Origin of the sequence: Nocardia uniformis NBRC 13702 (assembly GCF_001613345.1) — a bacterium.
GTDB classification, from domain to species: Bacteria; Actinomycetota; Actinomycetes; order Mycobacteriales; family Mycobacteriaceae; genus Nocardia; species Nocardia uniformis.
In genome coordinates this window covers 21,452-46,836 of the sequence record NZ_BDCE01000087.1, presented here as the reverse complement: position 1 = coordinate 46,836, position 25,385 = coordinate 21,452, and the positions used below count along the sequence as shown (strand labels likewise).

Annotated in this window: 24 protein-coding genes; 8 read left to right on the top strand and 16 right to left on the bottom strand. The window is 66.9% G+C overall.

Annotated features, from left to right (window positions below):
* Window positions 1-135 precede the first annotated feature (135 nt).
* Window positions 136-549 (top strand): DUF5319 domain-containing protein, encoded by a 414-nt coding sequence (locus NU1_RS32140; RefSeq protein ID WP_029923780.1) that lies wholly within the window; start codon window positions 136-138, stop codon window positions 547-549.
* A gap of 245 nt (window positions 550-794) precedes the next feature.
* On the opposite strand, the gene NU1_RS43890 is transcribed toward NU1_RS32140, so the two are convergent.
* The 3 genes from NU1_RS43890 to NU1_RS32125 all read right to left on the bottom strand — a co-directional run bounded on the left by NU1_RS43890 (window position 795) and on the right by NU1_RS32125 (window position 3,594).
* Window positions 795-1,919: an anti-sigma-D factor RsdA gene (locus tag NU1_RS43890; RefSeq protein ID WP_084522004.1), complete on the bottom strand. Its 1,125-nt coding sequence runs from the start codon at window positions 1,917-1,919 to the stop codon at window positions 795-797.
* Entirely contained in the window at window positions 1,912-2,493 is a 582-nt protein-coding gene (locus NU1_RS32130; RefSeq protein WP_067527234.1) for a sigma-70 family RNA polymerase sigma factor, read from the bottom strand. The genes NU1_RS43890 and NU1_RS32130 overlap by 8 nt, the downstream gene beginning before the upstream one ends.
* Before the next feature lie 150 nt (window positions 2,494-2,643).
* Window positions 2,644-3,594, bottom strand: coding sequence for a hypothetical protein (locus NU1_RS32125; protein WP_067527233.1), 951 nt, complete (start codon window positions 3,592-3,594; stop codon window positions 2,644-2,646).
* Between the two features lie 612 nt (window positions 3,595-4,206).
* Here NU1_RS32125 and NU1_RS32120 point away from each other — a divergent pair.
* The 3 genes from NU1_RS32120 to NU1_RS32110 all read left to right on the top strand — a co-directional run bounded on the left by NU1_RS32120 (window position 4,207) and on the right by NU1_RS32110 (window position 5,740).
* Window positions 4,207-4,500, top strand: a complete 294-nt coding sequence (locus NU1_RS32120) for a WhiB family transcriptional regulator (RefSeq protein ID WP_067527254.1) — start codon at window positions 4,207-4,209, stop codon at window positions 4,498-4,500.
* A gap of 348 nt (window positions 4,501-4,848) precedes the next feature.
* Entirely contained in the window at window positions 4,849-5,424 is a 576-nt protein-coding gene (locus NU1_RS32115; protein ID WP_067527253.1) for a sigma-70 family RNA polymerase sigma factor, read from the top strand.
* A gap of 1 nt (window position 5,425) precedes the next feature.
* On the top strand, window positions 5,426-5,740 hold the full coding sequence (locus NU1_RS32110; protein ID WP_245720408.1) for an RskA family anti-sigma factor: 315 nt from the start codon (window positions 5,426-5,428) through the stop codon (window positions 5,738-5,740).
* A gap of 318 nt (window positions 5,741-6,058) precedes the next feature.
* Here the strand turns inward: NU1_RS32110 and groL are convergent, their stop codons facing one another.
* Window positions 6,059-7,669: a chaperonin GroEL gene (groL, locus tag NU1_RS32105; RefSeq protein WP_067527232.1), complete on the bottom strand. Its 1,611-nt coding sequence runs from the start codon at window positions 7,667-7,669 to the stop codon at window positions 6,059-6,061.
* A 245-nt stretch (window positions 7,670-7,914) separates the two neighbouring features.
* On the bottom strand, window positions 7,915-8,217 hold the full coding sequence (gene groES / locus NU1_RS32100; RefSeq protein WP_067527231.1) for a co-chaperone GroES: 303 nt from the start codon (window positions 8,215-8,217) through the stop codon (window positions 7,915-7,917).
* Window positions 8,218-8,895: 678 nt separating this feature from the next.
* Between groES and NU1_RS32095 the strand changes: the two genes are divergently transcribed.
* Window positions 8,896-10,401 (top strand): DUF7159 family protein, encoded by a 1,506-nt coding sequence (locus NU1_RS32095; RefSeq protein ID WP_067527230.1) that lies wholly within the window; start codon window positions 8,896-8,898, stop codon window positions 10,399-10,401.
* A gap of 50 nt (window positions 10,402-10,451) precedes the next feature.
* Here NU1_RS32095 and tsaD read toward each other — a convergent pair whose 3' ends face one another.
* From tsaD to alr, 5 genes are all read right to left on the bottom strand, one after another.
* Window positions 10,452-11,483, bottom strand: a complete 1,032-nt coding sequence (gene tsaD, locus NU1_RS32090) for a tRNA (adenosine(37)-N6)-threonylcarbamoyltransferase complex transferase subunit TsaD (protein ID WP_067527229.1) — start codon at window positions 11,481-11,483, stop codon at window positions 10,452-10,454.
* Window positions 11,480-11,977 (bottom strand): ribosomal protein S18-alanine N-acetyltransferase, encoded by a 498-nt coding sequence (gene rimI / locus NU1_RS42865; RefSeq protein WP_067527228.1) that lies wholly within the window; start codon window positions 11,975-11,977, stop codon window positions 11,480-11,482. Before rimI ends, tsaD begins: the two co-directional genes overlap by 4 nt.
* Window positions 11,974-12,687: a tRNA (adenosine(37)-N6)-threonylcarbamoyltransferase complex dimerization subunit type 1 TsaB gene (tsaB, locus tag NU1_RS42860; protein WP_067527227.1), complete on the bottom strand. Its 714-nt coding sequence runs from the start codon at window positions 12,685-12,687 to the stop codon at window positions 11,974-11,976. Before tsaB ends, rimI begins: the two co-directional genes overlap by 4 nt.
* A 252-nt stretch (window positions 12,688-12,939) precedes the next feature.
* Window positions 12,940-13,395, bottom strand: coding sequence for a tRNA (adenosine(37)-N6)-threonylcarbamoyltransferase complex ATPase subunit type 1 TsaE (tsaE, locus tag NU1_RS32075; RefSeq protein ID WP_067527226.1), 456 nt, complete (start codon window positions 13,393-13,395; stop codon window positions 12,940-12,942).
* On the bottom strand, window positions 13,388-14,530 hold the full coding sequence (alr, locus tag NU1_RS32070) for an alanine racemase (RefSeq protein WP_307645375.1): 1,143 nt from the start codon (window positions 14,528-14,530) through the stop codon (window positions 13,388-13,390). Before alr ends, tsaE begins: the two co-directional genes overlap by 8 nt.
* A gap of 184 nt (window positions 14,531-14,714) precedes the next feature.
* On the opposite strand from alr, the gene NU1_RS32065 reads away from it, so the two are divergent.
* The gene (locus NU1_RS32065) at window positions 14,715-15,695 is read left to right on the top strand and encodes an endonuclease/exonuclease/phosphatase family protein (RefSeq protein ID WP_212761663.1); all 981 of its coding nucleotides are present in this window, start codon (window positions 14,715-14,717) and stop codon (window positions 15,693-15,695) included.
* A gap of 283 nt (window positions 15,696-15,978) precedes the next feature.
* On the opposite strand, the gene NU1_RS43555 is transcribed toward NU1_RS32065, so the two are convergent.
* Window positions 15,979-17,718 (bottom strand): NAD(P)H-hydrate dehydratase, encoded by a 1,740-nt coding sequence (locus tag NU1_RS43555; protein ID WP_245720407.1) that lies wholly within the window; start codon window positions 17,716-17,718, stop codon window positions 15,979-15,981.
* 529 nt (window positions 17,719-18,247) lie between these two features.
* Here NU1_RS43555 and NU1_RS32045 point away from each other — a divergent pair.
* The gene (locus NU1_RS32045) at window positions 18,248-18,673 is read left to right on the top strand and encodes a cupredoxin domain-containing protein (protein ID WP_084522001.1); all 426 of its coding nucleotides are present in this window, start codon (window positions 18,248-18,250) and stop codon (window positions 18,671-18,673) included.
* A 288-nt stretch (window positions 18,674-18,961) separates the two neighbouring features.
* Here the strand turns inward: NU1_RS32045 and glmS are convergent, their stop codons facing one another.
* A complete protein-coding gene (glmS, locus tag NU1_RS32040) occupies window positions 18,962-20,830 on the bottom strand; it encodes a glutamine--fructose-6-phosphate transaminase (isomerizing) (protein ID WP_067527222.1) in 1,869 nt (622 codons plus the stop codon).
* A gap of 262 nt (window positions 20,831-21,092) precedes the next feature.
* Between glmS and NU1_RS32035 the strand changes: the two genes are divergently transcribed.
* Window positions 21,093-21,962 (top strand): dienelactone hydrolase family protein, encoded by an 870-nt coding sequence (locus NU1_RS32035; RefSeq protein ID WP_067527221.1) that lies wholly within the window; start codon window positions 21,093-21,095, stop codon window positions 21,960-21,962.
* 307 nt (window positions 21,963-22,269) lie between these two features.
* Here the strand turns inward: NU1_RS32035 and NU1_RS32030 are convergent, their stop codons facing one another.
* The 4 genes from NU1_RS32030 to NU1_RS32015 all read right to left on the bottom strand — a co-directional run bounded on the left by NU1_RS32030 (window position 22,270) and on the right by NU1_RS32015 (window position 25,334).
* Window positions 22,270-24,303 (bottom strand): hypothetical protein, encoded by a 2,034-nt coding sequence (locus NU1_RS32030; RefSeq protein ID WP_067527220.1) that lies wholly within the window; start codon window positions 24,301-24,303, stop codon window positions 22,270-22,272.
* A gap of 23 nt (window positions 24,304-24,326) precedes the next feature.
* Window positions 24,327-24,641 carry a hypothetical protein gene (locus NU1_RS32025; RefSeq protein ID WP_067527219.1) on the bottom strand — a complete coding sequence of 105 codons (315 nt, stop codon included), beginning with the start codon at window positions 24,639-24,641 and terminating at the stop codon, window positions 24,327-24,329.
* A 29-nt stretch (window positions 24,642-24,670) separates the two neighbouring features.
* Window positions 24,671-24,979 (bottom strand): DUF6802 family protein, encoded by a 309-nt coding sequence (locus NU1_RS32020; RefSeq protein WP_067527218.1) that lies wholly within the window; start codon window positions 24,977-24,979, stop codon window positions 24,671-24,673.
* A gap of 133 nt (window positions 24,980-25,112) precedes the next feature.
* The gene (locus NU1_RS32015; protein WP_067527217.1) at window positions 25,113-25,334 is read right to left on the bottom strand and encodes a PspC domain-containing protein; all 222 of its coding nucleotides are present in this window, start codon (window positions 25,332-25,334) and stop codon (window positions 25,113-25,115) included.
* Window positions 25,335-25,385: the final 51 nt, after the last annotated feature.

The following is a 25,385-nucleotide window of genomic DNA, read 5'->3' as shown; positions in this document are numbered from 1 at the left end:
GCGGAGGGAGGGAAGAACCGGGTTACGAGGGCCGCGAACCCGCCGGAGCGCAGCGGAGGCCAAAAACACAGCTATGTGAGGGCAAATGGGTGTCAGCGCTGGCGCGAGGGGGGCATCTCTGCGTACCGTGGACCTGTGCGTGACCATCTACCACCTGGCCTGCCGCCGGATCCATTCGCCGGAGATCCCTCCGACCCGTCGGCCGCGCTCGATGCCATCGAGCCGGGGGAACCGTTGGATCCTCACGAGCGCCTAGCGGTCGAAGAGGATCTCGCCGATCTCGCGGTCTATGAGGCGCTGCTGGCGCATCGCGGTATCCGCGGCCTCGTTGTCAGCTGCGAGGACTGTCGGCAGGATCACTACCACGATTGGGATATGTTGCGCGCCAACCTCCTCCAGCTACTGGTGGACGGTACGGTGCGCCCGCACGAACCCGCGTACGACCCGACCCCGGAGGCCTACGTCACGTGGGACTACTGCCGCGGTTACGCCGATGCGTCGATGAACGAGGCGCTGCACGGTGACGGGTTCGACGGGTTCGACGTCTGATCCGGTAGCTCAAATGAGTGTGGGCCCGCGCTTTTCACACGGGCCCGAAGCTCAGCGCCACGAAAACCCTGAGAACCAACCCCGGGAACCCTTGTCGCCAAGGGGTATTGCGGCGCGATATGAAAGAACCGACCACCGGTAGGCGGTCGGGCATTGCTATTTCGTGCACCAGCATGCGGCCTATCGGCCGGTCAGCGTCCCCTCACCGGACACTGTCCCGGACCCGTGTCCGCGGTGTCGTATCCCTACCGGATAGTGCCCGGAACCAGGGTGGGTACGACCAGCGTCTGCTGAGTCGGCACCACCGGCGCCCCGTCGAGCGGTGGCACCGGTGTCACCGGCTGTTCGGGTTGCTGCGGCCCGCCGGTAATACCACCACCCGTCGGCGTCACCGTCTGTGTCGGGACCACCGGGGTGGTCGGCTGCGTCGGCACCGTGGTGAGCGGCAGAGTGGGTTCCGTGGACGGCACCGTCGGTTCCGCACTCGGCAGGCTCGGATCGGGCGCGGTCGAGCTGCCGGTATTGGGATCGGTGGTGTCGAGACTGCGCGGATCGTAGGTCGGCGACGGGCTGATCGACGTATCCGGCTCCGAAGGCGCGGTTGTCACACCGCCAGCACCCGGTTCCGTCGTCACACCGGTCGGCTTCCCCGGCGTCGTGGTCGGCGTCAGCGAGGCCTGGATATCCGGGGGCAGTAGCGCCACCAGTTTCTGCAACTGCTGCTGCAGATCGTCCTTCTTGCCGGTGTCATTGACCTGACCGACATTGGTCTCCGCCCGCTCCAGCAGTGCCTTGGCCGCCTCCGGCTTGCCCTGCTGAATCAGCACCTGCGCCTGCTGCATATCACTGCCGGCCCGATTCACCACGGTGGTCTGGGCCTGTTCACTGAACACGACCTCCTTGACCCTCCACAGCGCATCGCCCGGTTCCGCACTGTAGGAGAACGCCGTCGCACCGCCCATGATCAAGGCGATGGCGGCCGCTGCTCCCATAAGGGGACGCACGAGCCGTAGTCGCCTACTGCCCTGTGCCCCGATCCGCGCCGTACGGGCGCCGATCTCCTGATTAACCGCGGCGACAATGGTGTCCAGGTCCGGTCCGGCCGGTATCGGCTCGTTGACGATCTCCGCCCGCCAATTGGCGAGCAGAGCCGCGAGCTGATATTCATCCGCGCTACCCGTTTGCACGGCACCGTCTCCGGCGATCGCTTCGATCAGCTCGTCATCGCGACGTACCGCCGCGATGTCCACCGGCCCGGTGTCTTTTGGATCAGATCCAGCACCACCGGACGCCTCGGCGTAGGGACCGCTGTTGTGCGATCCAGATCGCGCCTTCCAGTCGCCCCGACCGCGCTCGCCATCCCTAGCCATACATTTCACCTGCCCTCGCCACTTGAGTCTTGAGTTTCGCGAGCGCCCTGTGCTGGGCAACTCGTATAGCACCCGCTGTACTGCCCACAGCGACTGCGGTTTCTTCGGCCGACAAACCCATCACCAAGCGCAAGATCAGGATTTCTCGATGCTTCTCCGGAAGCGTCGCCAGCAGTTTGTTCATCTGGCGACTGGTTTCGGATTCGAGAGCTCGCTGCTCCGGCCCATGGTCGGTGGATATGACATCCGGTACTTCGGCCATAGCGTCCGCCTTGTTACGGGCGGCGTTGCGATGGGCGTCGGCGACCTTGTGTGAGGCGATGCCGTACACGAACGCCATGAACGGTCTGCCCTGGTCCTGGTAGCGAGGCAGGGCTGTCATGACGGCCAGACATACCTCCTGCGCCACATCGTCCGCGGAGAGCTGTCCACGTTCGGCAGCTCCGATACGCGCACGGCAGTACTTGACCACCAGTGGGCGGATGCTCTCCAGTACGTGGGCCAGGGAAGACCGGTCGCCCTGCGCAGCGGCAGCCACGACGGCGGAATCCAACTCCTCGCCCGTGTTCTTCATCGTCAGAGCTGTTCCTGGCGTTACGAGTGGCACGTCGGCCGAATGACCGGTGCTTCCGCGAGGGCGGAACGGTCCCAACAATAGCGGGCGGCGCGAGATACGGGTCACGCGCGGGGCAGGCCGAGACGCTCACCGGGGCAAGGCGAGATATCAGCTCGCCGAACGCAATCGCCCGCCACGCGCGGCCAGCAGCATTGCGCATTCGGATGCTTCGGACGCGCCGTCGCTGGCCGGATCGATTCCGGCGCGCAGCATGGCGCATGCCCACCGCAGCGGCAGCAGGTCGAATTCCAGGCTCTGACGGGCGACTTCGTCCGCGAGCGCACGGGCCCGGTCGAGATCACCACCGGCCGCCGCGGCAGCCGCGACGATCAATCGGGACTTGACCCGATGCCGCACCGAGGGCGATCGCTCGGACAGCGCCGACGCGGCCTCGGCATGCGCCAGCGCGGGATCGGCGGAAGCGGGACCGGGGACGGCGAGCTCCGGCACCCACCCCGGCTCGGTCGGTGCCGCGATGAGCCCCGCGCCGGGGTGGTAGAGGGCGGTTTCGGCGGATACCCAGTGCAGGCGAATGCGGGGACGCCATGAATATTCGGGGTCGGGGAGGTAGGTATCGAGGTGGATCCGGCAACGGTTCAGCAGTCGGGCGGCAAGTGCGGGGCGCGCGGTGCCGAGGGCGTCGGCGGCCAAACCGGTCACTGCGTCGCAAACCGCCGTCACCGCACCGTAGGGAGCGGCGGCGGCTCCGGATTCGGCGTGCGATTCGGCCGGGTGGCGACCGGCGACCGGCAGGTCGGGTAGTACCAGAGCGGCGGCGCGGCCATCGGATACCGCGGCGAGCGCGTGCCAACCGAGTTGGCGCAGCAGGGAACCCTCGGTGCTGTGGACGAGTGAGCGCAGGACCGGGTCCCGGGTACGGCGGCGAGCTCGGTCGAGTTCAGCACGGGCCGCCGCGTAGTGCCCGACGCCGCCGAGGGATACCGCGCGCAGCCAGGATTCGGTGGCGTCCGCAGGCGCTGGCAACTCGATAGCAGCGCGGCCGGGGGTGGCACCGAAGGCGGTCTCGGCGAGTACGGAGTTCACTCTGAGCACAGGCACGGCAGCACTCTATATGCGCAGTCAGGAGCGTCGACGAGAACAGGCATAGCACATTAGTTCAGCTAACTTTCAGCATTCCAATGCATCGTTCTGTTTCCGTTCGGTAAACCTGTGCTCGCAATCCTCTAGCACGTGCGTATGGAATTCGTATGCGTATCGCATTATTAACCTGAAGGCCTTGAAGTGGCCATCTCTACCGCACTCATATTGCACCCGGCAATGGCTGAGATCACCCATAGTCACATCCGCACATGACAGTGCAACGTTGCTTTCCATAGGGGAAAATATGTTCTGAGCTGGCTTTTCAGTGCCCTCGGTGGGTCGGTGGCGCACCAACCCGAAGCTGGGCAACCGATCAGTATCACCTCGGAACACCCTTGTTGTAAATAGTATGTGCGTTAAATTTCAAATGCTAAGGAATTCGAATCGGTCATGGGGAAACTATTGACGCGATTTCGTTATGGGACCTAACGTACGACATCGCCGTCATCGGCGCGCCTCGAAAATTGTGTCGCCCGATGAAGTGCGATCGCCGGGCGCCGGCGATGCGGCCCATCGACACACCAGCACTGCTCGACAATGCCGACGAGCTCGCACCATGAGGAGTTCACAATGCCTATGCCGACCCACCTCCCTGGTCCGAACGCCGACGTCTGGGACTGGCAGATGCGCGGTTCGTGCCGCGGACAGGATTCGTCTGTGTTCTTCCACCCGGATGGTGAGCGCGGTCGCGCCCGGTCCCAGCGCGAGATGCGGGCCAAGGAGGTCTGCCGATCCTGCCCGGTACTCATGCAATGCCGCTCGCACGCCCTGAAGGTCAGCGAGCCCTACGGAATCTGGGGCGGAATGTCAGAAACGGAACGGGAGATGCACGCGCGGCGCAACCGGCGGCGTGTTGTCGCCTGAGGCGCCGGGACAGCGGAGTGACGCCTGTACACACCGTGTGACTTCGGATTTTTTCCCATCCGCGGGGGTCGATGCCTCGAATTCCTAGCAAACAACCGGCCACTGCCAAGGAGTGGGCCGTTGTGAGCAGTTGTGTCCGACCTTCACGGCGTGTCTCACAAGACCGGTGTGCGTGTCGGGTGAAATGTCGGAAAACCACTGGGCGCCAGGCATTTTGCCGCCCACCCCCGCGACAGGAGGTCATAGCGGCACGCTACGGTTGTGCCCGATGACACAGAACGGAGCGTTGTGACAACGCGGCCGCCGGCCGCAGAGGGCGACTCCTTCCAGGACGCCATCCCACCTCGCGTGGACTCTGCGGTGACGGCTCGCGCCGCCGAAAGCCTTGAACTCGCCGCACTTCTCGAACGCTGCGGGCAGTCCGATCAGCAGGCGTTCGCCGAGCTGTACGACCGCACCAGCGCTCGGGTATTCGGGCTTGTCCTACGTGTGCTACACGATCCCGGGTATGCGGAGGAGACCACTCAGGAGGTCTACCTCCAGATCTGGCGTACAGCAGCGAATTTCGATCGGGCGAAGGGTTCGGCCGTCACCTGGCTCATGACTCTCGCTCATCGTCGCGCCGTCGACCGTGTCCGCGCTGAACAAGCCCACGCCCTGCGCGAGGTCGCCTACGGAACCAGCACCCTCGGTAACGAATTCGATGAAGTAACCGAAGAAGTTGGACGAAGGCTGGAACAGCAGGCAGTTCGACAGGGTCTGGCCACACTTACGGAGACACAGCGGGAAGCCATTTCGCTCGCCTACTACGGCGGGCGGACATATGCCGAGGTAGCGGCCTATCTGGGCGTAGGGTTACCTACCGTTAAGTCCCGTATCCGAGATGGACTGACGAGACTCAAGAAAAGTTTGGGAGTGACGTGAGATGAACGAAAGCCAGATCGATCTCGCGCACACTGTCGCGCTTGCATCGATCGGCGACGAAGATCAGCGCGCAGTGCAGCAGCTACTGGATGCCGGCGATCCGGCCCTGCGCGCGGATTTCACCCTCGAAGTGCAGCAGACCCGGGAAGCCTTGGCGCTGTTCGCAGCCGCCACCGCCACCACACCGCCCGCCGCCCTCCGTGACCGCGTGCTGAGCGCGGTCGCCGCCGACCAACCCCCGGCCACCCTCATCCCCCATTCGCACGCAGCGGGCCATCCAGGCAGCAATGGCCGAACCGCCGCTGTTCACGACTGAGGTCACCCGCCGCAAGCTCTGGCAGCGTGCTCCGAATCGAGAAGGCCCCCGGACATCCGGTCCCGGGGGCCTTGCTCGTTCTTGGGTGAGTCCCCAGCCCTGCATGCACCTGTCCGGGCTGATTGTGCGCCATGGGAAAACCGTCGGCCGAACAGGCACGACGAGTTTCGGGACCGCCTAGCCGTCTTCGTACCAAGGCGATGTCACTCATAGGAGTCGCCCGGCGATGTCGACCGAAGAATCCGGCAAATGCCGCGGCCCCCGGACATTTCGTCCGAGGGCCGCAGTCAGGTTGTGCTCAGCGCACGCTACTCACGCTCAGTGCGCGTGGCCGTGGCCCGCGTGGCTCTGCTCGTCCTCGACCGGCTTCTCGACGATGGCGCTCTCGGTGGTGAGCACCATGCGCGCCACCGAGGTGGCGTTCTCGACCGCGGAGCGGGTGACCTTGACCGGGTCCACGACGCCCTCCGCGACCAGGTCGCCGTAGGTCAGCGTGGCGGCGTTGTAGCCGCCCTGGCCCTCGGACACCTTGGCCACCACGACCGCGCCGTCGACGCCGGCATTGCTGGCGATCCAGTACAGCGGGGCGGTCATCGCCAGGCGCACGACCTCGACACCGGCCGCCTCGTCGCCGGACAGCGAATCACGCAGCGCGACCAGCTCGGTCGCCGCCTGCACGAGCGCGGAACCGCCACCGGGGACGATGCCCTCGGCGACCGCGGCCTTGGCGGAGCTGACCGCGTCCTCGACCCGGTACTTGCGCTCCTTGAGGTCGGTCTCGGTGGCCGCGCCGACCTTGATGACGGCCACGCCGCCGGCCAGCTTGGCCAGGCGCTCCTCGAGCTTCTCGCGGTCCCAGTCGGAATCGCTGTTCTCGATCTCCTTGCGCAGCTGGGAAACCCGCGCCTCGATGGCGTCAGCGGTGCCCGCACCCTCGACGATGGTGGTCTCGTCCTTGGTGACGACCACGCGACGGGCCTGGCCCAGCACCTCGAGCCCGGCCTCACGCAGGGTGATACCGAGATCGGGGTTGACGACGGTGCCGCCGGTGACGATGGCCAGGTCGTCGAGGAACGCCTTGCGACGGTCACCGAAGAACGGGGCCTTCACGGCAACGGCCTTGAGGGTCTTGCGAATCGCGTTGACCACCAGGGTGGACAGCGCCTCGCCCTCGACCTCTTCGGCGATGATCACGAGCGGCTTACCGGACTCGGCGATCTTCTCCAGCAGCGGCAGCAGATCCGGCAGCGAGCTGATCTTCTCGCGGTTCAGCAGGATGTAGGCATCCTCGAACACGGTCTGCTGGGTCTCGGGATCGGTGGCGAAGTACGGCGACAGGTAGCCCTTGTCGAACTGCACGCCCTCGGTGATCACCAATTCGGTCTGCAGCGAGGAGGATTCCTCGATGGTGACCACGCCGTCCTTGCCGACGGTGGTCAGGGCCTTGGCGACCAGGTCGCCGATTTCCGGATCGCGCGAGGACACGGTGGCGACCTGGGCGATGGACTTCTCGTCCGACACCGGGGTAGCCGCCTTCACCAGCGCCGCGGTGATCGCATCGGCGGCCTTGTACATGCCCTTGCCGAGGGTCATCGGGTTGGCGCCGGCGGCGATATTCTTCAGGCCGCCCTTGATGAGCGCCTGGGCCAGCACGGTGGCGGTGGTGGTGCCATCGCCGGCGACATCGTTGGTCTTGGTGGCGACGCTCTTGACCAGCTGCGCGCCGAGGTTCTCGAACGGGTCCTCGAGATCGATCTCGCGCGCGATGGTCACGCCGTCATTGGTGACGGTCGGGCCACCGAAGGCCTTGGCGAGCACCACATGCCGGCCACGCGGGCCGAGGGTGACCTTGACGGCGTCGGCGAGCTTGTCGACGCCGCGCTCCATTGCCCGACGAGCCTTCTCGTCGAACTCGATCTGCTTTGCCATGTGTTTCCTACTCCTGTGGGTACGGAGGATTCGGGGGTCTTGCCCCCGCACCCCCGAAGGGAAGTCCGGTGAGTCGAATCAAGTAGGGGAACGCACTCCGCCCCGGGTCGGTTGCTGAATAACCAGCGACGACACCGGGGCGGCAACGCCCGGAGGTTCAGGGTCGAAACCCCTCGGCCGCCGGGCGACGTGCCCGGGGAGTCGGGAGTGAAGCCCCTGAAAGGCCCCGGAGGGTTGAGCGTTTCTTACTTGGTGACGACGGCCAGCAGGTCGCGCGCCGACAGGATCAGGTACTCGGCACCGCCGTACTTGATCTCGGTGCCGCCGTACTTGCTGTAGATGACGACGTCGCCTTCTTTGACATCCAGCGGAATCCGCTTCTCGCCCTCATCATCCCAGCGGCCGGGGCCGACGGCGACGACGGTGCCCTCCTGGGGCTTTTCCTTCGCCGTGTCGGGGATGACCAGGCCGGAGGCGGTCGTCGTCTCGGCCTCGTTGGCCTGGACGAGGATCTTGTCCTCGAGCGGCTTGATGTTCACGCTCGCCACGTTGAGCCCTCCACTTTCAGGGGATACTTCTCGCCCGGGGCGGTTCCCCGGACTCACGGTTTCGGTCACGTTGTCGACCGCCGAGCACAGCCCCGTCGTCGCGGGTGCCGGAGCCCCTGCTCAGTAGTCAAGTACGACACTCGCAAGACATCGCGAGCGCCAACTAGCACTCTATACACGCGAGTGCCAGCGCTCAAGGCCAGGGTTTGCTACCGCATCCAGATGGCCGTCGTGTCATGGGGCCTCGACACGCAGGCAAGCGCGCCACGCCGAACAACGGGCCGAAGAATCTGAGGGCTTCCAAAGAAAAATGAAAATCTGTAACGTTCGGATAACGGATCGTGACATTATTGACGACGGTCGCGAGACACGGACAGCACAGGGTCCGGCAACGAGCACGGCAGCGCTCGGATCGCGCGGTTCGTTGAGGTCTACACAGCGTTGAGATCCACCCAGGCTTCTCCAGATCCATCCAATGCTTCACCCCCTGCGCGGCAACGCGCAGAAACCTGAGACGAGAGCAAGACCGCAAGTGATCGAAGGCTGGTTCCGACACCCCATCGGGCGAGGTCCCAGCCGGATCCGCAGCTCGGAACCGACCGTCATCCACGTGGCGGTTCCGCAGTCCGTTCGAGATGGTCGTCGACACCAGGGCCATCCGCTCGAAGGGAGGTGAACATGCGAACATCCCTCGGCATCTCGGCCGGGAGCGAAGTGGTGTGCTCGGCGACTGTCGCCACCGCGCCGAACGGCTTTCAGCTTTTCGACTACCGCGTCGTGACCGCGGACACCGCGCACTCCGATCTCGGCGATCTGGTGGCCTCCTCGATCGAGTTGATGACCACACACCAGGTCTCGCGCGACATCGTCCACCCCGTCGGCACCCACACCTCCGCACTATCGGCGTCGCGACACGACGACCCGACCCCGCCCGGTGATATCGCGGTGGCGTACCGCGACCGGGAACAGGCCCAGGTCATTCGCTCGGCCATCGGGCGACAGCGCCGCGATGTGCAGCTCATCCCGGAAAGCACCGCGGCCCTGGCCTATCTGCGGCATACGGGGCTGCTGGAACGCTATGAGACGATCGCCGTCATCGATCTCGGCGCTTCCGGCGCGACGGTCACGGTGGCCGATCAGGCGGACGACACCGTACTTCGCTCCGAGCGCACCACCGCCATCAGCGGCAATGCGATCGACGAGCTGATCCTGCAGCATCTGCTGGACTGCCACCTGGCCCGACGCGGCACCCGCCCCAATCGGGGCATGCTGCTCAATCGCAGCCGGGCGGCCAAGGAACATCTGTCCATCGCCCAGGCCGTAACCATCGACCATGTGGCCGGACAGCCACTGAAACTCACCCGCGCGGATTTCGACGAGCTGATCTCCGATCTGCTGCGCGAATTGGCCGTTTTCGCGCGCGGTGTCTTCGCACGGGCACCGAAGTTCCCGGAGTCCGTGGTGGTGATCGGCGGTGGGGCGAATGTCCCGACCGTGGTGACCGCACTCGACGAACAACTCGATGTATCCGTCGGCACCGTGCCGGAGCCGGAGGCGGCGGTCGCGAAAGGCGCGGCGCTGATCGCGGATTCGATACAGCCGACCGCACTCACTGTGATGGGTCGCGGGACCGACGCACCGATCGGCACCTTCACCAAGTTGGCCGGAACCCTGGCGGGGGCGATCGTGGTGGTCGGCCTGATCATCGGCTACGGCGTCAAGGAGCTGGTCCCCCAGGATCGCGACTACTCTCCCGTCGGCACCACCAGTGGCGCGGAGGAGCCCCTGGCGCCGACCTCGACCACCACCGCACCGACCGGCACCGCGCCCATGACTCGAGACACCACCACGCGCCCCGATCCGGCCACACCGCCGACCACCCCGGCCGCCGGAACAACCGCGCCCAGCCGCAGTACCCCGCCCGCCCCGACCACCACCGCGCAGTCACCACCGCCGCTGCGCCCGGATCCGGGGCTGCCGCAGATCCCATTTCCGGCTGAGCTTCCCCAGCTCCTCGGCCCGCTGCTCGGCACCCCGGCCCCGTCCACCGATGTCCCGGAGCCGAGTACCACCGCGCCGACTACTCCGACCACGCCGACCAAACCGGCTGCCCCGTCGGTCCCGCGCTCGAACTCGGGCTCCGCGGGCGCGGGCAACACCACTGTGATCCGCCCGCACTACTGATCCCCGCCGCACCCCTTCCCCGACTGAAGAGGGGTGCGTCGCTGTGCGGATCAGAGCTGGCTGGTGGCGACCGAGAGGCCCGGATCGGTGGCCACGGTGAATTCGGAGGGCTGCGCGCCACCGGCGATTACATGTGCGCCGAGGGTGGCGATCATGACTCCGTTATCGGTGCACAGACGCGGTTTCGGAACGCGGAGCGTGAGACCCGCGGCGGCACTGCGCTCTTCGGCCAGAGAACGGATGCGGGAGTTCGCGGTCGCGCCACCGCCGAGCACGATGGTGTCGACGCCGACATCCTGGGCGGCGCGAATCGCCTTCATGGTCAAGACATCCGCGACGGCCTCCTGGAAGGAGGCGGCGATATCCGGGATGGGGAGCTCGCGGTTTTCGCGCTGGGCGGCTTCGACGTAGCGGGCGACCGCGGTCTTCAAACCGGAGAAGGAGAAGTCGTAGCGAGGGTCACGAGCGCTGGTCATACCGCGCGGGAACGGGATAGCGCTCGGATCACCGTCGACCGCAATGGCATCCAGCACCGGGCCGCCCGGGTAGCCGAGGCCGAGGAGGCGCGCGACCTTATCGAAGGCCTCGCCCGCGGCATCGTCGACGGTACTGCCCAGTTCGACCAGGGGCTGAGCCAGATCGGCCACCTGCAGCAGGTGGGTGTGGCCGCCGGAGACCAGCAGGGCCACACACGGCGGCATCGGGCCGTGCTCGAGAGTGTCGACGGCGACGTGGCCACCGAGGTGATTGAGTGCGTAGAACGGGATATCCCACGCCGCCGCATAGGCTTTCGCGGCGGCGACGCCGACCAGTAGCGCACCGGCCAGGCCCGGGCCGATGGTGACGGCGAGCGCGTCCGGCTTATCGATTCCGGCGGCGGCCAGTGCCCGCCGCATGGCCGGGACGATGGCCTCGAGATGCGCGCGCGAGGCGATCTCCGGCACCACACCACCGAAGCGGGCGTGCTGGTCGACGCTGGAGGCGACCTCATCGGCGAGCAGTTCACAGGTGCCGTCGGGCAGCCGCCGCACAATGCCGACTCCTGTTTCGTCACAGGAGCTTTCGATACCCATCACGATCATGAGAAGACCTCTGTATCCTGCGGCTGCGGGAAGCCGGTCATGGCGGGGCGGCGCATGGTGTAGGCGTCCGCGCCACTGGGCTGGTAGTAGTTCTTGCGCAGGCCGATGATGTGGAACCCGTGCTTCTCGTACAGCGCGATGGCGGCGACATTGTCGATGCGCACCTCCAGGAAGACCGGTCCACCGCGCCGTCCGGCCTCAGCGAGCAAGGCTTTCACCAGGGCGGTGCCGATGCCGAGACCCTGGCACTGCGGATCGACACCGATGGTGTGGATCTCGGCCTCGGGATACTCGAGATTGCCGAGCAGTGCGATACCGGCGTAACCGACCATCCGGCCGTCGTCGTCACGGGCGACGATATAGCGATTGTGCGCCCCCGCCAGCTCGGATTGGAAGGCGATCTCGTGCCACGGATCGTCTTCGGGGAACAGCACTAATTCCAGTTCGGCGCAGCGAGGTATATCGGTGAGCCGCATCGGTTCGATGCGGATCATCGACTCACCTGCGCATAGCTGCGCTCGACGGCATCCGGACGGCGCAGGTAGAGCGGCGTCAGCGGCTCCGGCGCAGCACCGGATAGCAGGGCCCGGGCGGCGCAGCGCACCAGCCCGGCCGGGGACGGGGTCTCCACCGGCAGTACCGGCAGATCGAAATAGTCGACGTGCGAGGCGGACCCGGCGATGAGGGTGGCCGTGCTCGGATCCAGATCGGCGGGTTTGGCTACCTCGGGCCCGGCGATCCGACCGCCCGGATTCTCGGGGGTCAGCGCGCGGTAGCGAGCCCAGTACACCTCGCGGCGACGCGCGTCGGTGACCACCAGCAGCTCGACCGGCTCCTCGGGGTCCTTCTTGATATAGCTCTGGGTATCGGCGGCAATGGCGTCGAGACTGCATACGCCGTACACGGGCTTGCCGAGCGCATCGGCGAAGGCGGTGGCGGTGGCCATACCGACCCGCAGGCCGGTGAACGGTCCCGGTCCCACTCCGACCACGACGGCGTCGATTTCGCTTCTGGCCCGGCCGGACTCGGCGAGGCAGGCCAGGATCTGCGGGGTCAACACCTCGTTGTGCGCGCGGGCGTCCACGGTCACCCGGGAGGCGATCGTGGTGATTCGAGGTGCGTTATCCCCGGCGTTTGCCGGGTCCAGTTCCACCAGTCCCGCCGTTACGGCAGGTGTCGCGGTGTCGACAGCCAATACCAACATGATTAGAGCCACGATACTGTGTCGTCTGCCTACGCTTCGCTCCGGCGGTTTGCGGCCCTACTAACCCCGTTCTTCCCTCCCTCCGCTCCCCCGCTTCGCTCCTCCGCTCCACTCAGTCCAGAACGGGGCGGGCCGCGAACATGCTGGTTAGAGGGTTCGGAAGCTAACTGGCTGGGATGTGTCGGGCCGCGACGGCGAAGTATCGGTGCGGCCAGAGGGCTGTTGCGACCATCTCATCGGGGTCCGCCACCGTCAGTTGGCCGACACCCATTCCCATTCGGCGGTGCGAATGTCGGATTCCGGTTCGCGGTGCAGCAGCACGCGGAGATGGCGGTCGGCGAGGTGTTCGACGACACCGAGGCCCCACTCGACCACCACGACCGCATCATCGAGATCGGTATCGAGGTCGAGGGCGTCGAGTTCATCGAGGTCGCCGCCGAGGCGGTAGGCGTCGACGTGGACGAGGCCGACCGAACCCGGATCGGATCCGGCACGATGCTGGCGGGCGATGATGAAGGTGGGGGAACTCACCCTGCCCTGTACGCCGAGGCCGGCGGCGATACCGCGGGTGAGCGCGGTTTTGCCGGCACCGAGGGGGCCGTCGAGTACGACCAGGTCCCCGGCATGGAGTTGGGCGGCGAGTTCACGCCCGAAGGCCTCGGTGTCCTCGACGGTCGGGAGCACCCGATGTCCACGTACGTCAGACATTCGTCATCTCCCCGGTGTAGCGGCGCGCGACCCGGCCGCGCGGCGAGCACACCACCTCGTAATTGATGGTGCCGAGTAGGTCGGCCCACTCCTGTGGGTGCGGGTCGCCGGGCGTGCCACCGAACAGCACCGCCGTATCGCCCTCGCGGACTCCGTCGGGATTGTCGCCGAGATCCACCATCACCTGGTCCATACAGACGCGGCCGATACTGGGGTGGCGCGCGCCGCCGACCAGTACGTCGAAGCGGCCGCCGAGAATGCGCGAGACACCATCGGCGTATCCGGCGGGAATGAGGGCCACCGTGGTGTCACGGTCGGCGATCCACTCGTGACCATACGAAACACCCTCTCCGGCAGCCACATCCTTCACCAGGGCGACTCGGGCGCGGAAGGACATGGCGGGGCGCAGACCGAAATCTCCCAGCTCCGGTATCGGGGACAGGCCGTAGACCGCGATACCGGGGCGCACCATATCGAAGGCCAGATCGGGGCGGGTGAGAGTGGCCGCCGAATTGGCCAGGTGCACCAACTCCGGTTGTAGTCCTTGCTCTTTGGCGGCGGCGATGTAGTCGAGGAAACGGCCGCGCTGGATGTCGTTGAAGGGATGGTCCGGCGAATCGGCGAGCGCGAGGTGGGAGAACATGGCGCGCAAGCGCACGACCCGCTCGTCGACCAGCTCGCGTAGTCGCTGTAGCACCACCGGATATTCGGTCACCGAAACGCCATTGCGGTTGAGGCCGGTATCGACCTTCAGCGTGACGGTCGCGATCTTCCCGATTCGCCGGGCGGCCGCGGCGACGGCATCCAGATGCGCCACCGAGGACACTCCGATTTCGATATCGGCGGCAACCGCGGGCGCGAAATCGACATCAGATGTATTGAGCCAGCACAGAATCGGCGCGGTGATCCCCGAGTCACGCAGTGCCACCGCCTCCGCGACCGTGGTCACCCCGAGTTCGCGCGCCCCCGCCGCCAGCGCCGCCCGACCGACCTCGACGGCACCGTGGTTGTAGCCGTCGGCCTTGACCACCACCATGAGGGCGGCGTCCCCGGCATACTCGGCCAGAATTCGCACATTGTGTGCGATGGCGTCCAGATCTATGACGGTTTCCACCTGCGGCTCGAGGGTGCTCACGCCCCCGATCCTGCCATCCCGGTCGGTGCGCTTCCGCTCACACCCGGCCGTCGGCTGGTCGTACCGGCGCTGCCGAGTGCGCACGGCATCGCCACTTTTTCTCCGCTGGACGCACATGAGCCGCTTGTAGCTTGATCGGGAAGCGGCGGGCGCCCGGCACCGTCGCAGGGGAGGAATGACGACCGTGAACTCTACTGCCCGAACCGTGCTGTGCTGCCTGGTAATCCTGCCCGCCGCCTGCTGGGCGCTCGTGCGACTCACCGGTTCCGAGCGCGGCCCGCTGGTGCAGTTGCTGGCGTTCACCCCGTATATCGCGGCGTGGTCGCTGCTGCCGCTGGTATTGATGCTGGTGCTGCGGCGCCGGTGGCTCGCCGGTATTGCCGGTTTGGTGGTGGTTGCCTTGGCGTGGGCGGTGCTGCCGCGCGCGTTCGGAACGGCGGAGACGGGCGCGGCCGGAGCCGTGGCACTGCGGGTGCTGACCGCGAATATGCAGTTCGGGGCGGCGGACCCGGTGGCCCTGGTCGATCTGGTTCGGGACCAGCGGGTGGATGTGTTGGCGTTGCAGGAGTACACGCCGGAGGCCGCTGCGGCATTGCGCACGGCTGGGCTCGACCGCGAATTGCCGTACGCCGAATCTCATCCGCTGCCGAAAGCATCAGGCTCCGCACTGTATTCGCGGTACCCGCTCACCGACGGCGGTGTGCGCGTCAATCCCGGGCAGTTCGCGCAGGCTCACGCCATCGTCACGGTGCCGGGCGCGCAGCCGGTACTCGTCGAATCGGTGCACACCACACCCCCCGCGCACCTGGACAACCTGAATTACTGGCGCACCGATCTGGCAAGTCAACCGAACGCGACCGCACCCCCGGCAGGTGTGCCACGCATCCTGGCCGGTGATTTCAACGCCACCCTCGACCACGCTCCACTGCGCGATCTCATCGCCCGCGGTTATCGGGACGCGGCCGCGACGGTGGGTGCGGGCTTCGTCGGAACGTGGGGTCCGTACGCGGGCCGCCATGGCACGGGCAGACCCATTCCACCGATCGCTATCGATCGCGTTCTCGCTGATCAGCGCATCGGCGTGGGCGAGGTCTCGGCGCACAGCGTGCCGCATACCGATCACCGGGCGCTGGCCGTGGTGTTGTTCGTACCGACGCGTCCCTGAGCTCCGAGATGTTCCGAGCCCGAGCACCTGGTGATCGCCCTCTCGTCATTCCGGCGCGCTTGTGGTCGGAATCGACCTTCGATCCGAGTGGTTCCCGCCGAAATCGCACCGGGATGCCGGTGGGCGGCAGACGACATCCGCGAGGAACCTCAGCAGGACGGCCTGAAACCACCTCCGCCCGAGATGTTTCCGGTGCGCCGCTGAGTCAGCTCGGCCCGCGTCTCCGCACGGAGGGGTGCGGCCTGCGGTGATGAGGCGTACCCAGCCACCGACCGGGGCGCGCTCAGACCTCGGCGAGGTCGCGGAGCACTCCGATGGCTTGGCGGACGTGAGCGAGCAGGGGGGAAGCGGAGGTGGGGGAACCGGCTGCGGTGGTGTCGTGGGCGGCGAGGTTGGCGGCTAGGGCGTGGACCCGGGCGGCGGCCGCCGCGGCCCAGGACGGGTCGCGGCCCGCGGCGAGGAGGGCTCCGATAATGCCGGAGAGAACGTCGCCGGACCCGGCTGTGGCAGCCCAGGATCCGCCCGCCTCATTGACCAGGACAGGGTGGTCGGGGGTGGCGATGAGGGTGGCTCGGCCCTTCAGGAGGACGGTCACCTGCCAGGAGTCGGCGAGTTTACGGACGGCGGCGACCCGGTCGGGGCTCGGATCCTGTCCGGTGAGGCGGGCGAATTCGCCCGCGTGCGGGGTGAGAACCGTCGGGGCCGTGCGGCCGGAGATAAGGGTGGGGTCCGCGGCGAGGAGGGTGAGGCCGTCGGCGTCGACGACCACCGGGAGATCGGTGGCGAGGATTTCGGCCAGGCGATCGCGGGCAGCATCGTCGGTACCCGCGCCCGGGCCGAATACCCAGGCCTGGACGCGGCCGGTGGCGGAAACTGTCGGTGCGGCAATTACTTCCGGGAAGTGGGCCAGCACATCGGCCGCACCGGTTCCGGAGTAGCGGACCATACCGGAGGTGGCGGCCACGGCCGCGCCCGTGCACAGCACGGCCGCACCGGGATAGGTGGCGCTACCTGCACAGACGCCAGTCACACCCTGGGTGTACTTGTCATCGGCGGCCCCCGGCACCGGCCAGTCCGCGCCGATCGACACCGGCTCCAACGCAACAAGACTCGGCTGGGGCAGCCCCTGCGCGCCGGACGAATCCGGGACCTGGGCGGCAGCACGCGACTGTAGCGGTCGCGTCGTCCCCGGCGAACCTGGTTGGCGGGTAGCAGGACTCGGCTCAGCCTGCCCTTCCGCGCCGAGCATCTCCGTCTCCCAGTCGGCGAGGCTCGGGTGGAGCGCGTCTTCCACGCCGCTCGAATCCGGTTCCAGCGCAGCATCACTCGAACGCGATGACCGCCCCACATCGGACGACCGCGGGTCCGCCGGATTCAACCGGTCCCGATCAATCGACCGCGATACCAGCGGCGGTACCTCCAGCGCCAGCCGCAATCCGATGGGCACCAGTTCGATTCGCCCGCACCAGGGGGCGGCGAGGGCATGCACCGGTTTGTACGCACCGAAGGCGACCGTCACATCGGCACGCACCGCCGGACCGACTACCGCGCCGGTATCCGGGTCCACACCACTGGGTAGGTCGGCGGCGATAATCGGGACAGTCACGGTGGCAACGAGTTCGACGGCCCGGGGACGCAGAGCGCCCCGCCCGGAGATACCGACAATTCCGTCGATCACCAGATCTGGCTCGCCCACCTCGTCCCGCACCCGCCCGCCCGCTCGCCGCAGCGCGGCCAGCCCCTCCCGGTGCACGCGTTCCGGCGACAGCAGCACCGCGTGCACGGCGACACCGCGCCGCCGCAGCATCGACCCGGCCCACAGCGCATCGCCACCATTATCACCGGACCCGACCAGTAGCGTCACTACCCGCCCGCCCACTCCTCCGGTCCGCGCACGCAATTCCCTCGCAACCACAGCCGCGAGCCCGAAGGCCGCCCGCCGCATAGGCATACCGGCCGGAACCCGCGTAAAAAGCTCCACCTCAGCGGCCCGCACCGCATCGGCCGTGAAGTATCCGCGCACAGGTGCTTCGCCTCCTACTTCCGCTCGACCAGCCGGATGCCGACCCGCAGCCCGACCCACCCACCAGCGACGGCGCTCGAGCAACCGGCCATAAGGCCACGATATCCGCCCACCCGCGCCGGTCCCGCCCGAACCGCCCGACCACCGCCAGCCGCATCCACCATGGACTACTGAGCGCGAACTCGCGATGACGCCCGGTCACCGTCGTCATTCCGGCGTGTTTGTGGCCGGAATCCACACGCCGCAGCACTGGATCCCGGCCATAAGCATGCCGGGAGGACGGGGCCGCGCCTTCGAACTCCGAGTGGCGGGCACCGCGCACCGCCGCCACCAGTTCCTGTCGATCATCGGTGCAGCCCAATGCTGCTCGACGGTGTGAGCGGCGCGATCGCCGAGCCGTTCCAGGACGGCCCCGCCAGCGGGATGGAGCGACGAGCAGCGAGAGGGCCGGGGGGCGCGTGGCGGCACTTCGTCGCGGCTCCGCCCGGCCGCGAATGGTCTGCCAACGGCGAAGACTACGCTGGCCAGCATGCCGACTACCGCTTCCCGTAGTACGTCCGTGCGTGTCCTGCTCACCGCGTTCGTCGCGGCAGGGGCACTGCTAGTCGCTGGGTGCGGATCCGACACGAAGACGTCGGACAGTACGCCCACCACAACCGGTTCGACCTCGGCCGCCGCGACCTCCGGGCCACCCGCGGCCACGAGTGTCACAGTGACCGTCGACGATATGAAGTTCTCGCCCGCCGCCATTACCGTCAAGGCGGGTGACACCGTGACCTGGAAGTTCGAGGACAGGGTGCCGCATTCGGTGCAGGGGATCGGGGATGCGGCGATGGGGATCAACAGCCCGATCTTCACCTCGGGCGAGTGGAGTCATACCTTCACCGTCCCGGGAACCTACCGCTACCTGTGCCCGCTGCATCCGCAGATGAAGGGCACCGTCACCGTCGAATAGGTGGCGTCTCCCCCGCCTCCCCGAAACTTCAGCGCCCGGCTCCCAGCCGTCGTCATTCATGCATGCGTGCCGGCGGTTGGGAGCCGAGCCGATTTTGGGTGTACCCGGTGAGTTACCCCGAACTCCCCCGCCTCCCCGAGACTTCAGCGCACGGCATAAGAGCCGTCGACCGTTTCGCACGCGTGCCGGCGGTTGGGTGCCGCGCGGATTTTGGGGGTCCCCGAGGAGTTACCCCGAACCTTGCGAGATCAGTTGTTGCGTTGGCATACCGTCCACCGATCGGCGGAGCTATTCGACGGTGACGGACTTTGCCAGGTTGCGCGGCTTATCCACGTCGTAGCCGCGAGCCTGCGCCACCTCGGCGGCGAAGATCTGCAGGGGAACCGTTGACAGCAGGGGCTGGTACAGCGTTGGGGCGGAGGGGATTTCGATCAGGTGATCGGCGAAGGGACGGACCGTATCGTCGCCTTCCTCGGCAATGACAATGGTGCGCGCGCCACGGGCCTGGATTTCGCGGATATTGCTGAGCAGTTTGGAGTGCAGGACGGCGCGGCCCTTCGGCGAGGGCATGACCACGAAGACGGGGAGACCGTCTTCGATCAGGGCGATCGGGCCGTGCTTGAGCTCGCCCGCGGCGAAACCTTCGGCGTGGATGTAGGCCAGCTCCTTGAGTTTGAGCGCACCTTCGAGAGCTACCGGGTAGCCGACGTGGCGGCCGAGGAACAGCACCGTCGACTCGTGCGCCAATTGCCGGGCGAGGGCACGTACCTGCGGACCCGTCTCCAACACGCGCGCAACGAGTTTCGGCATGGCTTCCAGTTCGCTGAATTCGCGAGCCACCTCATCGGGGTACTTGGTGCCGCGGGCCTGCGCCAGCGCCAGACCCACCAGGTAGTTGGCGGTGATCTGCGCCAGGAACGCTTTGGTGGAGGCGACGCCGATTTCGGGGCCGGTGCGGGTGTAGAGCACGGCATCGGATTCGCGGGGGATCTGCGCGCCATTGGTATTGCAGATGGCCAGGACGCGCGCCTTCTGCTCCTTGGCGTGGCGCACCGCCTCCAGAGTGTCGGCGGTCTCGCCCGATTGTGAGATGGCCACCACCAGTGTGGATCGGTCCAGAACCGGGTCGCGGTAACGGAATTCACTGGCCAACTCCACCTCGACGGGCAGGCGGGTCCAGTGTTCGATGGCGTATTTGGCGAGCAGGCCCGCATGGTAGGAGCTGCCGCAGGCGACGACGAAGACCTTGTCGACCTCGCGCAGTTCCTGATCGGCGAGGCGCTGCTCGTCGAGCACGATCTTGCCATTGGCGAAGTGGCCGATGAGGGTATCGGCGACGCCCGCGGGCTGCTCCTCGATCTCCTTCAACATGAAGTAGTCGTGGCCACCCTTCTCGGCGGCGGCCAGATCCCAGTCGATGGTGAACGGGCGGGTGCGCACCCCATCGGCATTGCCGTCGAAATCGGTGACCCGGTAGGAATCGGCGGTAATCACCACGGCTTGGTCCTGGCCCAGCTCCACCGCTTCCCGGGTGTGCTCGATAAAGGCGGTCACATCGGAACCGAGGAACATCTCGCCCTTGCCGACGCCCACCACCAGTGGGGTGGAGCGGCGTGCGGCGACAATGGTGCCGGGATGGTCCGCGTGTGCGAAGACCAGCGTGAACGCGCCCTCGAGGCGGCGTACCACCGACAGCGCGCTGGCCACGAAATCGCCCGCGGTCGCGCCCTTGGCGTAGGCGCACGACACCAGGTGTACCGCCACCTCGGTATCGGTATCGCTGCGCAGTTCGATCCCGGCCTCTTCGAGTTCGCGCCGCAGCGGTGCGAAGTTCTCGATAATCCCGTTGTGTACGACCGCCACCCGGCCGTTGTTATCGCGGTGCGGGTGGGCGTTGCGGTCGGTCGGCGCGCCGTGCGTGGCCCAGCGGGTATGGCCCATACCGGTGGTTCCAGCGAACCGCTGCTCCCCCGTCTCGGCGAGTTCGGCCTCCAAATTGGCGAGCCGCCCGGCCTTGCGCTCCACAGCGAGGCCGCCGGCCCCATTCAGGATCGCCACTCCGGCGGAGTCGTAGCCGCGATACTCCATGCGGCGCAACGCATCCACCACAACATCGAGCGCGTCCCGATACCCCACGTACCCCACGATTCCGCACATGGGTCTCCAGCGTACTGGGGCTGTTTCACGCCACGAACCCGACGGCTCACCGCTCGCGACAAACCGGACAAACCTGCGCCGACGGCGGATCGCGACCTCAATGCGGCGACCAATCTCGCCGACTGGCCGCGGTGAAACCACCCCGGAAGCCACGGGGATCCCGACGCGCCCGGTCTCGGTGTGAGTAGGGAACGCCCGAGAAGGGTGCCGCCGAATATCCTTGTCAAACCAGGATTACTCGACAGGCTGTAAGTTCATCATCGTGTCGGCGTCTGTGAAATCGCTTCTGAGCACCCTGACCACCCGGGGTCCGCATCAAGTGCTGCGTGGGAATCTCGGCATCGCCGGGCAGCCCGGCGTGGTGTACACCCCGGCCAAAGGCCGCAATCTGCCCGCTGTCGCCTTCGGGCACGGGTGGTTGACCGGGGCCGGGAACTATCGCCGCCTCCTGGAACATCTGGCGTCCTGGGGATATGTCGCGGCCGCGCCCGATACCGAACGCGGCCCGATTCCCTCGCACCTGAACCTGGCCAATGATTTGCTCACCACCCTCGATATCTGCGCCGGCGTGCGATTGGGCACCGGCGATATCAGCGTGCATCCCGACCGTTTGGCCCTGGCCGGGCACGCCATGGGTGCGGGCGCGGCCGTCATTGCCGCCTCCCAGCGCGAGGTGGCCGCCGTCGCCGCGCTCTTCCCCGCCCCCACCGCCCCGTCGGCCGAATCCCTCGCCCCCGGTATCGAAGCGCCCGCGCTGATCCTCGCGGGCAGCTCCGATATCGATTCGGTCAGTTCGAATGCCATCCCGCTCGCCGCCGCCTGGGGCGGCCCCGCCATCCTGCGCTCGGTGGAAAAGGCCTCCCCCAACGGTTTGGTCGAAGGTCGCCGCGCCCTGTCCGCCCTCGGTGCGGGCAAATACGAACCCCGAACCGAACGCCTCACCCGAGCCCTGCTCACCGGCTTCCTCAACTACACCGTCCTCGGCGACAAGACCTACAAGCCCTTCGCCGACCCGGAAGCTCTACTCCCGCACAGCGAAATCGTGGACCCCGAAGCGGTAGACGAAGAGCACGAGGCCGAGCCGCCCCAAAAGCTCCCCATCCTCCAACTGGTGCAGGCGCTCCGCAAGTAGCCAGCCCACGCACGCTGACGTTTCACACACGTTCCGCATTGCACGAATTTCGCACGAAGGTAGTCCTCGCGCGCCTGTTGCACCGGTCGCCGACACACGACCTCTTCGCGAAGGCCGGATCCGCATGAGACGCACCGGATCCCAGCACTCCGCAGCCGCGTGGGCGATATGTACACGGAGTACCAGCGATATGCCGATGGTGACGCTTTCGCCCTGGTCCACGGCCGAAACCATCTGGTCCGCGCCTGGAAGGGCGGGTGTCATGCACGGGCCCTCGGGTGGCGGGCCGCGGCCGATGATCGAACGGCTACGGCATCGCGCCGTCATCCGCGAGTGGTGGTATCGGTGGCACCGGAACACCACTTACGCCAGGGGGATCGGGCAGTGAACCGTCGCCGAGGGGCGCGACGCCCGGGTAGCCGGGCAGCGGGGCCGAATCATCAGGCGGCAGAGCTGCGCCGTCGGGCCGCACACCGGAACCGTCGGGAACCGCACCGGGACCATCGGGTGTAGTGCCCGGGTTCTCCCCGGGCGCGCCGGGGTCTTCCGGAGTCACCCCCGGTTCGACTGGCGGGGTGCCCGGTGCTTCCGGGTGCGGTCCTGCGCAGTCGGGTGGTGCTGGCGGTCCTTCCTGCGGTGGCACCGGACAGGCTGGCGGTACGGGCGGGCAGTCGGGCGGCAGGTCTGCGGTCTCGGACGGCTGGGCCGGATTACCCGGCATTCCTTCGGGATTCGACGATGGCTGCTCATTGCCTGCCGGGGGCGATGGGGCGGCACCTTCGTAGGACAGCGGCGCATCACCTCGCGGGGACGGCGGCCGGGCATCACCCTCAGGCGATGGCGGCGACATACCCGAGGACTGCTCGTCCGGTTGGGTGTCGGTTGGTGGTTGACCGTCGGCGGAAATCGTCGGGATGCCGTGTTCGTCGAGTTTCACTGTGAAGGACTGGGATTCACCGGTGGGTTCGGTAATGACGAGTCGCAGTTCGCCGTGGGGGCCGGGTTCGAGGGTGAGATGCTTTCCGGCCAGGTCGAATTCGACCTTCTCACCGAAGAGCGTCGAGGTGAGCGGTTGATCGGACCCCGGGTTCCGGTCCGGTTCGGTGGCCGGATTCTGGAGCTGCTCGGATTCGGTGAGGTCTTGCAGGGTGCCGAGGACCGTGTCGATACCCGCCTGGACTCCCGTCGACAAGTGGGCGAGGAGCTGGGTGAGCGAACTGCCGATACCTTCCAGGAGCGAGTCCAATGACGTAGAAGCTGTGGACGATTCGGAAGTTCTGTCAGCTGGGACGGCGAGGTCCGATTCGACTGGTTCGCCGGAGCCCGGTGACGGATCGGAGCGGACGGAGCGACCACCGGATCGAGTGGGGACATCCTGCGTAGTCGAGGCACCCGGTCCAATCGACGCGGCAGGTGCCGTCTGCCCATCACTGGAGGGAGCCGCCCCGAGCTGCATGGTCGGGCCGCTCGCCGCAGTGGGCCCGTTGGATACGGTCGGCCCGGCCGCCGGAGGTGAGCCCGTCGTCGCGGCTGGCGCGGTAGCCGGTACGTCCGGACCGGGTCCGGTAGAAGTCGGCCCGCTCGAGGGTATATCGAATTCGGACAACGGCCGGGGCTGCACTCCGACAGGTACCTCGAAGGGCCCGTCCGGGCGCGGGTACGGAGCATCCAGTAGACGACTCAGGGCCGTGGTGACGACCTGATATTGGTCCGCGACGAATTGGTCGGTAGCCGTGCAGATTGTGGCGAAACCATCCAGTTTGTGCTCGACATCCGATTTGAACGTCTCTCGGAGCCAGTGCCTTCCGGCATCGTCGGGTTCGGACACCAGGGCTTCGATTTCCGCGGGCGACTTGCCGCCGAGCGCGAGTTCCGGTTCACCATCCGCATTCTGTTCGAGCAGGCCGATGGTGCGTTCGGCCTTGGTGAATACGGCCTGCCGCAGTGGTTCGATCACCGCGTCGATCGCGGTGACCACCGAGTGCGCGGCGTCCAGATCGTCGCGGGCTCGGCGCACCTGCCCGTCCACCAGGTCGAGGGCCGCCGTTCCACCGCGACCGGACCAGATGACCGGCAACCGGTGGGCGACGGACCGCTGGGCCGACCACTGCTGTTCGGCTCCGGAAAGCGCCTCGGCCAACTCTTTTCGCGCGGCTTCGAGCTTGCCGAGATCCATACCGCGCTGTTCGTCGTACCGCGCCTGCAATTCGGCGAGTACGACGCCGGGCAGCGGCCCGAAAGCCTGCTCGTACAGCGGCAGGAAGTACTCCCAGTACCCCAGGCCGGGCGCGCCGTAGTCCAGGATGTCGTCTATCGACTTCCCACTGCTATCGAAAGTCACAGTCCCCCCAGCTGTTTTCGCGTCTACCCGCCGGTTCGCCCCGCCCGTTCTCGATCGTTGCGCACGTACTCGGCGGCGGCGGTATCCAACCCGGCGGCGGTGACCGCACTGGATGAACCCCAGTCCCGTAGCCAGCCCGCCAGGCGTTCGAAGCCACGGTGCACGGTCATCCCCGGAATCGAATAGTTGCGTCCGGCCTCGTCATTACCGACGCCGAACCTGTGGTCATCGACGCGCAGCGCCTGCTGCCGCAGGGATTCCGCGGAATCCCGCAGTGTCCCAGCCGCAAGCCGCAGCGCGTCGATATCGACCGCGAACCCATCCGGCCCGCCACCCATCGGTCCCCCATCATCCGAATGCGAGCTGATCAACTCCCGAGGCGGCCCGCATCCGTGCGTACCCACTCCGTGGTCCCGTCCGAATGGTGCCGGAATTCCCAGGCCGCGTAGTCCCCACCCTGGTCCACAAGCGTGACATGGTCGGCGTACCCGTCGTGGTCGAGATCGGTCCACACATGCATGGCGCGATCGCCATTGGTGGTCACAGTATCCAGCCGACCATCGCCGTCGATATCTTGGACGGGATGGCCTAGCTCCACCGCGCCCAGGGCACCCAGTTCCGAGTGCGTGTCGAGATTGGGCAGATCCAGGCCGGGCAAGTCACCAGATGTGACCATGTGCTCTCCTCCGCAGCGACGTAGCTACCATCCTCGCACCAGCGGAGGCGACGCGTGGGCCCTTACCGTCGAGTTGTGGATGACTCGCGGCGTGTGGATAACTTCGGCGTGGCCGCCCGCGAGCCGTATCCGGCTACCACTGAGCGACGTTCGGTGTCTTGTTCTTCGGAATAACCAGCCAGAGCACCAGATAGATAACGAACTGCGGTCCGGGCAGCAGACAGGACAGCACGAACAGCAGTCGAACGACGTTGGCGCTCCAGCCGAAGTACTCGGCTATGCCGCCGCAGACTCCGGCAATCCACTTGTTGCTGTTGGAGCGGTAGAGGCGGCGCGTGGGGGTCGGTGTTGTCATACCTCCACTGTCCTCACCACGAGCGCGCCGCGCATCCGTCCAATGCCCGAT

What these genes read in the sequence shown, in the direction of transcription:
- NU1_RS43890 (WP_084522004.1), bottom strand. Translation starts at nt 1,919, where the DNA reads ATGGCTAGGGATGGCGAGCGCGGTCGGGGCGACTGGAAGGCGCGATCT.
- tsaD (WP_067527229.1), bottom strand. Translation starts at nt 11,483, where the DNA reads ATGATCGTGATGGGTATCGAAAGCTCCTGTGACGAAACAGGAGTCGGC.
- tsaB (WP_067527227.1), bottom strand. Translation starts at nt 12,687, where the DNA reads ATGTTGGTATTGGCTGTCGACACCGCGACACCTGCCGTAACGGCGGGA.
- NU1_RS32045 (WP_084522001.1), top strand. Translation starts at nt 18,248, where the DNA reads ATGCCGACTACCGCTTCCCGTAGTACGTCCGTGCGTGTCCTGCTCACC.
- glmS (WP_067527222.1), bottom strand. Translation starts at nt 20,830, where the DNA reads ATGTGCGGAATCGTGGGGTACGTGGGGTATCGGGACGCGCTCGATGTT.
- NU1_RS32095 (WP_067527230.1), top strand. Translation starts at nt 8,896, where the DNA reads ATGCGAACATCCCTCGGCATCTCGGCCGGGAGCGAAGTGGTGTGCTCG.
- NU1_RS32120 (WP_067527254.1), top strand. Translation starts at nt 4,207, where the DNA reads ATGCCTATGCCGACCCACCTCCCTGGTCCGAACGCCGACGTCTGGGAC.
- NU1_RS32015 (WP_067527217.1), bottom strand. Translation starts at nt 25,334, where the DNA reads ATGACAACACCGACCCCCACGCGCCGCCTCTACCGCTCCAACAGCAAC.
- tsaE (WP_067527226.1), bottom strand. Translation starts at nt 13,395, where the DNA reads ATGTCTGACGTACGTGGACATCGGGTGCTCCCGACCGTCGAGGACACC.
- NU1_RS32110 (WP_245720408.1), top strand. Translation starts at nt 5,426, where the DNA reads ATGAACGAAAGCCAGATCGATCTCGCGCACACTGTCGCGCTTGCATCG.
- groL (WP_067527232.1), bottom strand. Translation starts at nt 7,669, where the DNA reads ATGGCAAAGCAGATCGAGTTCGACGAGAAGGCTCGTCGGGCAATGGAG.
- NU1_RS32020 (WP_067527218.1), bottom strand. Translation starts at nt 24,979, where the DNA reads ATGGTCACATCTGGTGACTTGCCCGGCCTGGATCTGCCCAATCTCGAC.
- rimI (WP_067527228.1), bottom strand. Translation starts at nt 11,977, where the DNA reads ATGATCCGCATCGAACCGATGCGGCTCACCGATATACCTCGCTGCGCC.
- NU1_RS32025 (WP_067527219.1), bottom strand. Translation starts at nt 24,641, where the DNA reads ATGGGTGGCGGGCCGGATGGGTTCGCGGTCGATATCGACGCGCTGCGG.
- NU1_RS32130 (WP_067527234.1), bottom strand. Translation starts at nt 2,493, where the DNA reads ATGAAGAACACGGGCGAGGAGTTGGATTCCGCCGTCGTGGCTGCCGCT.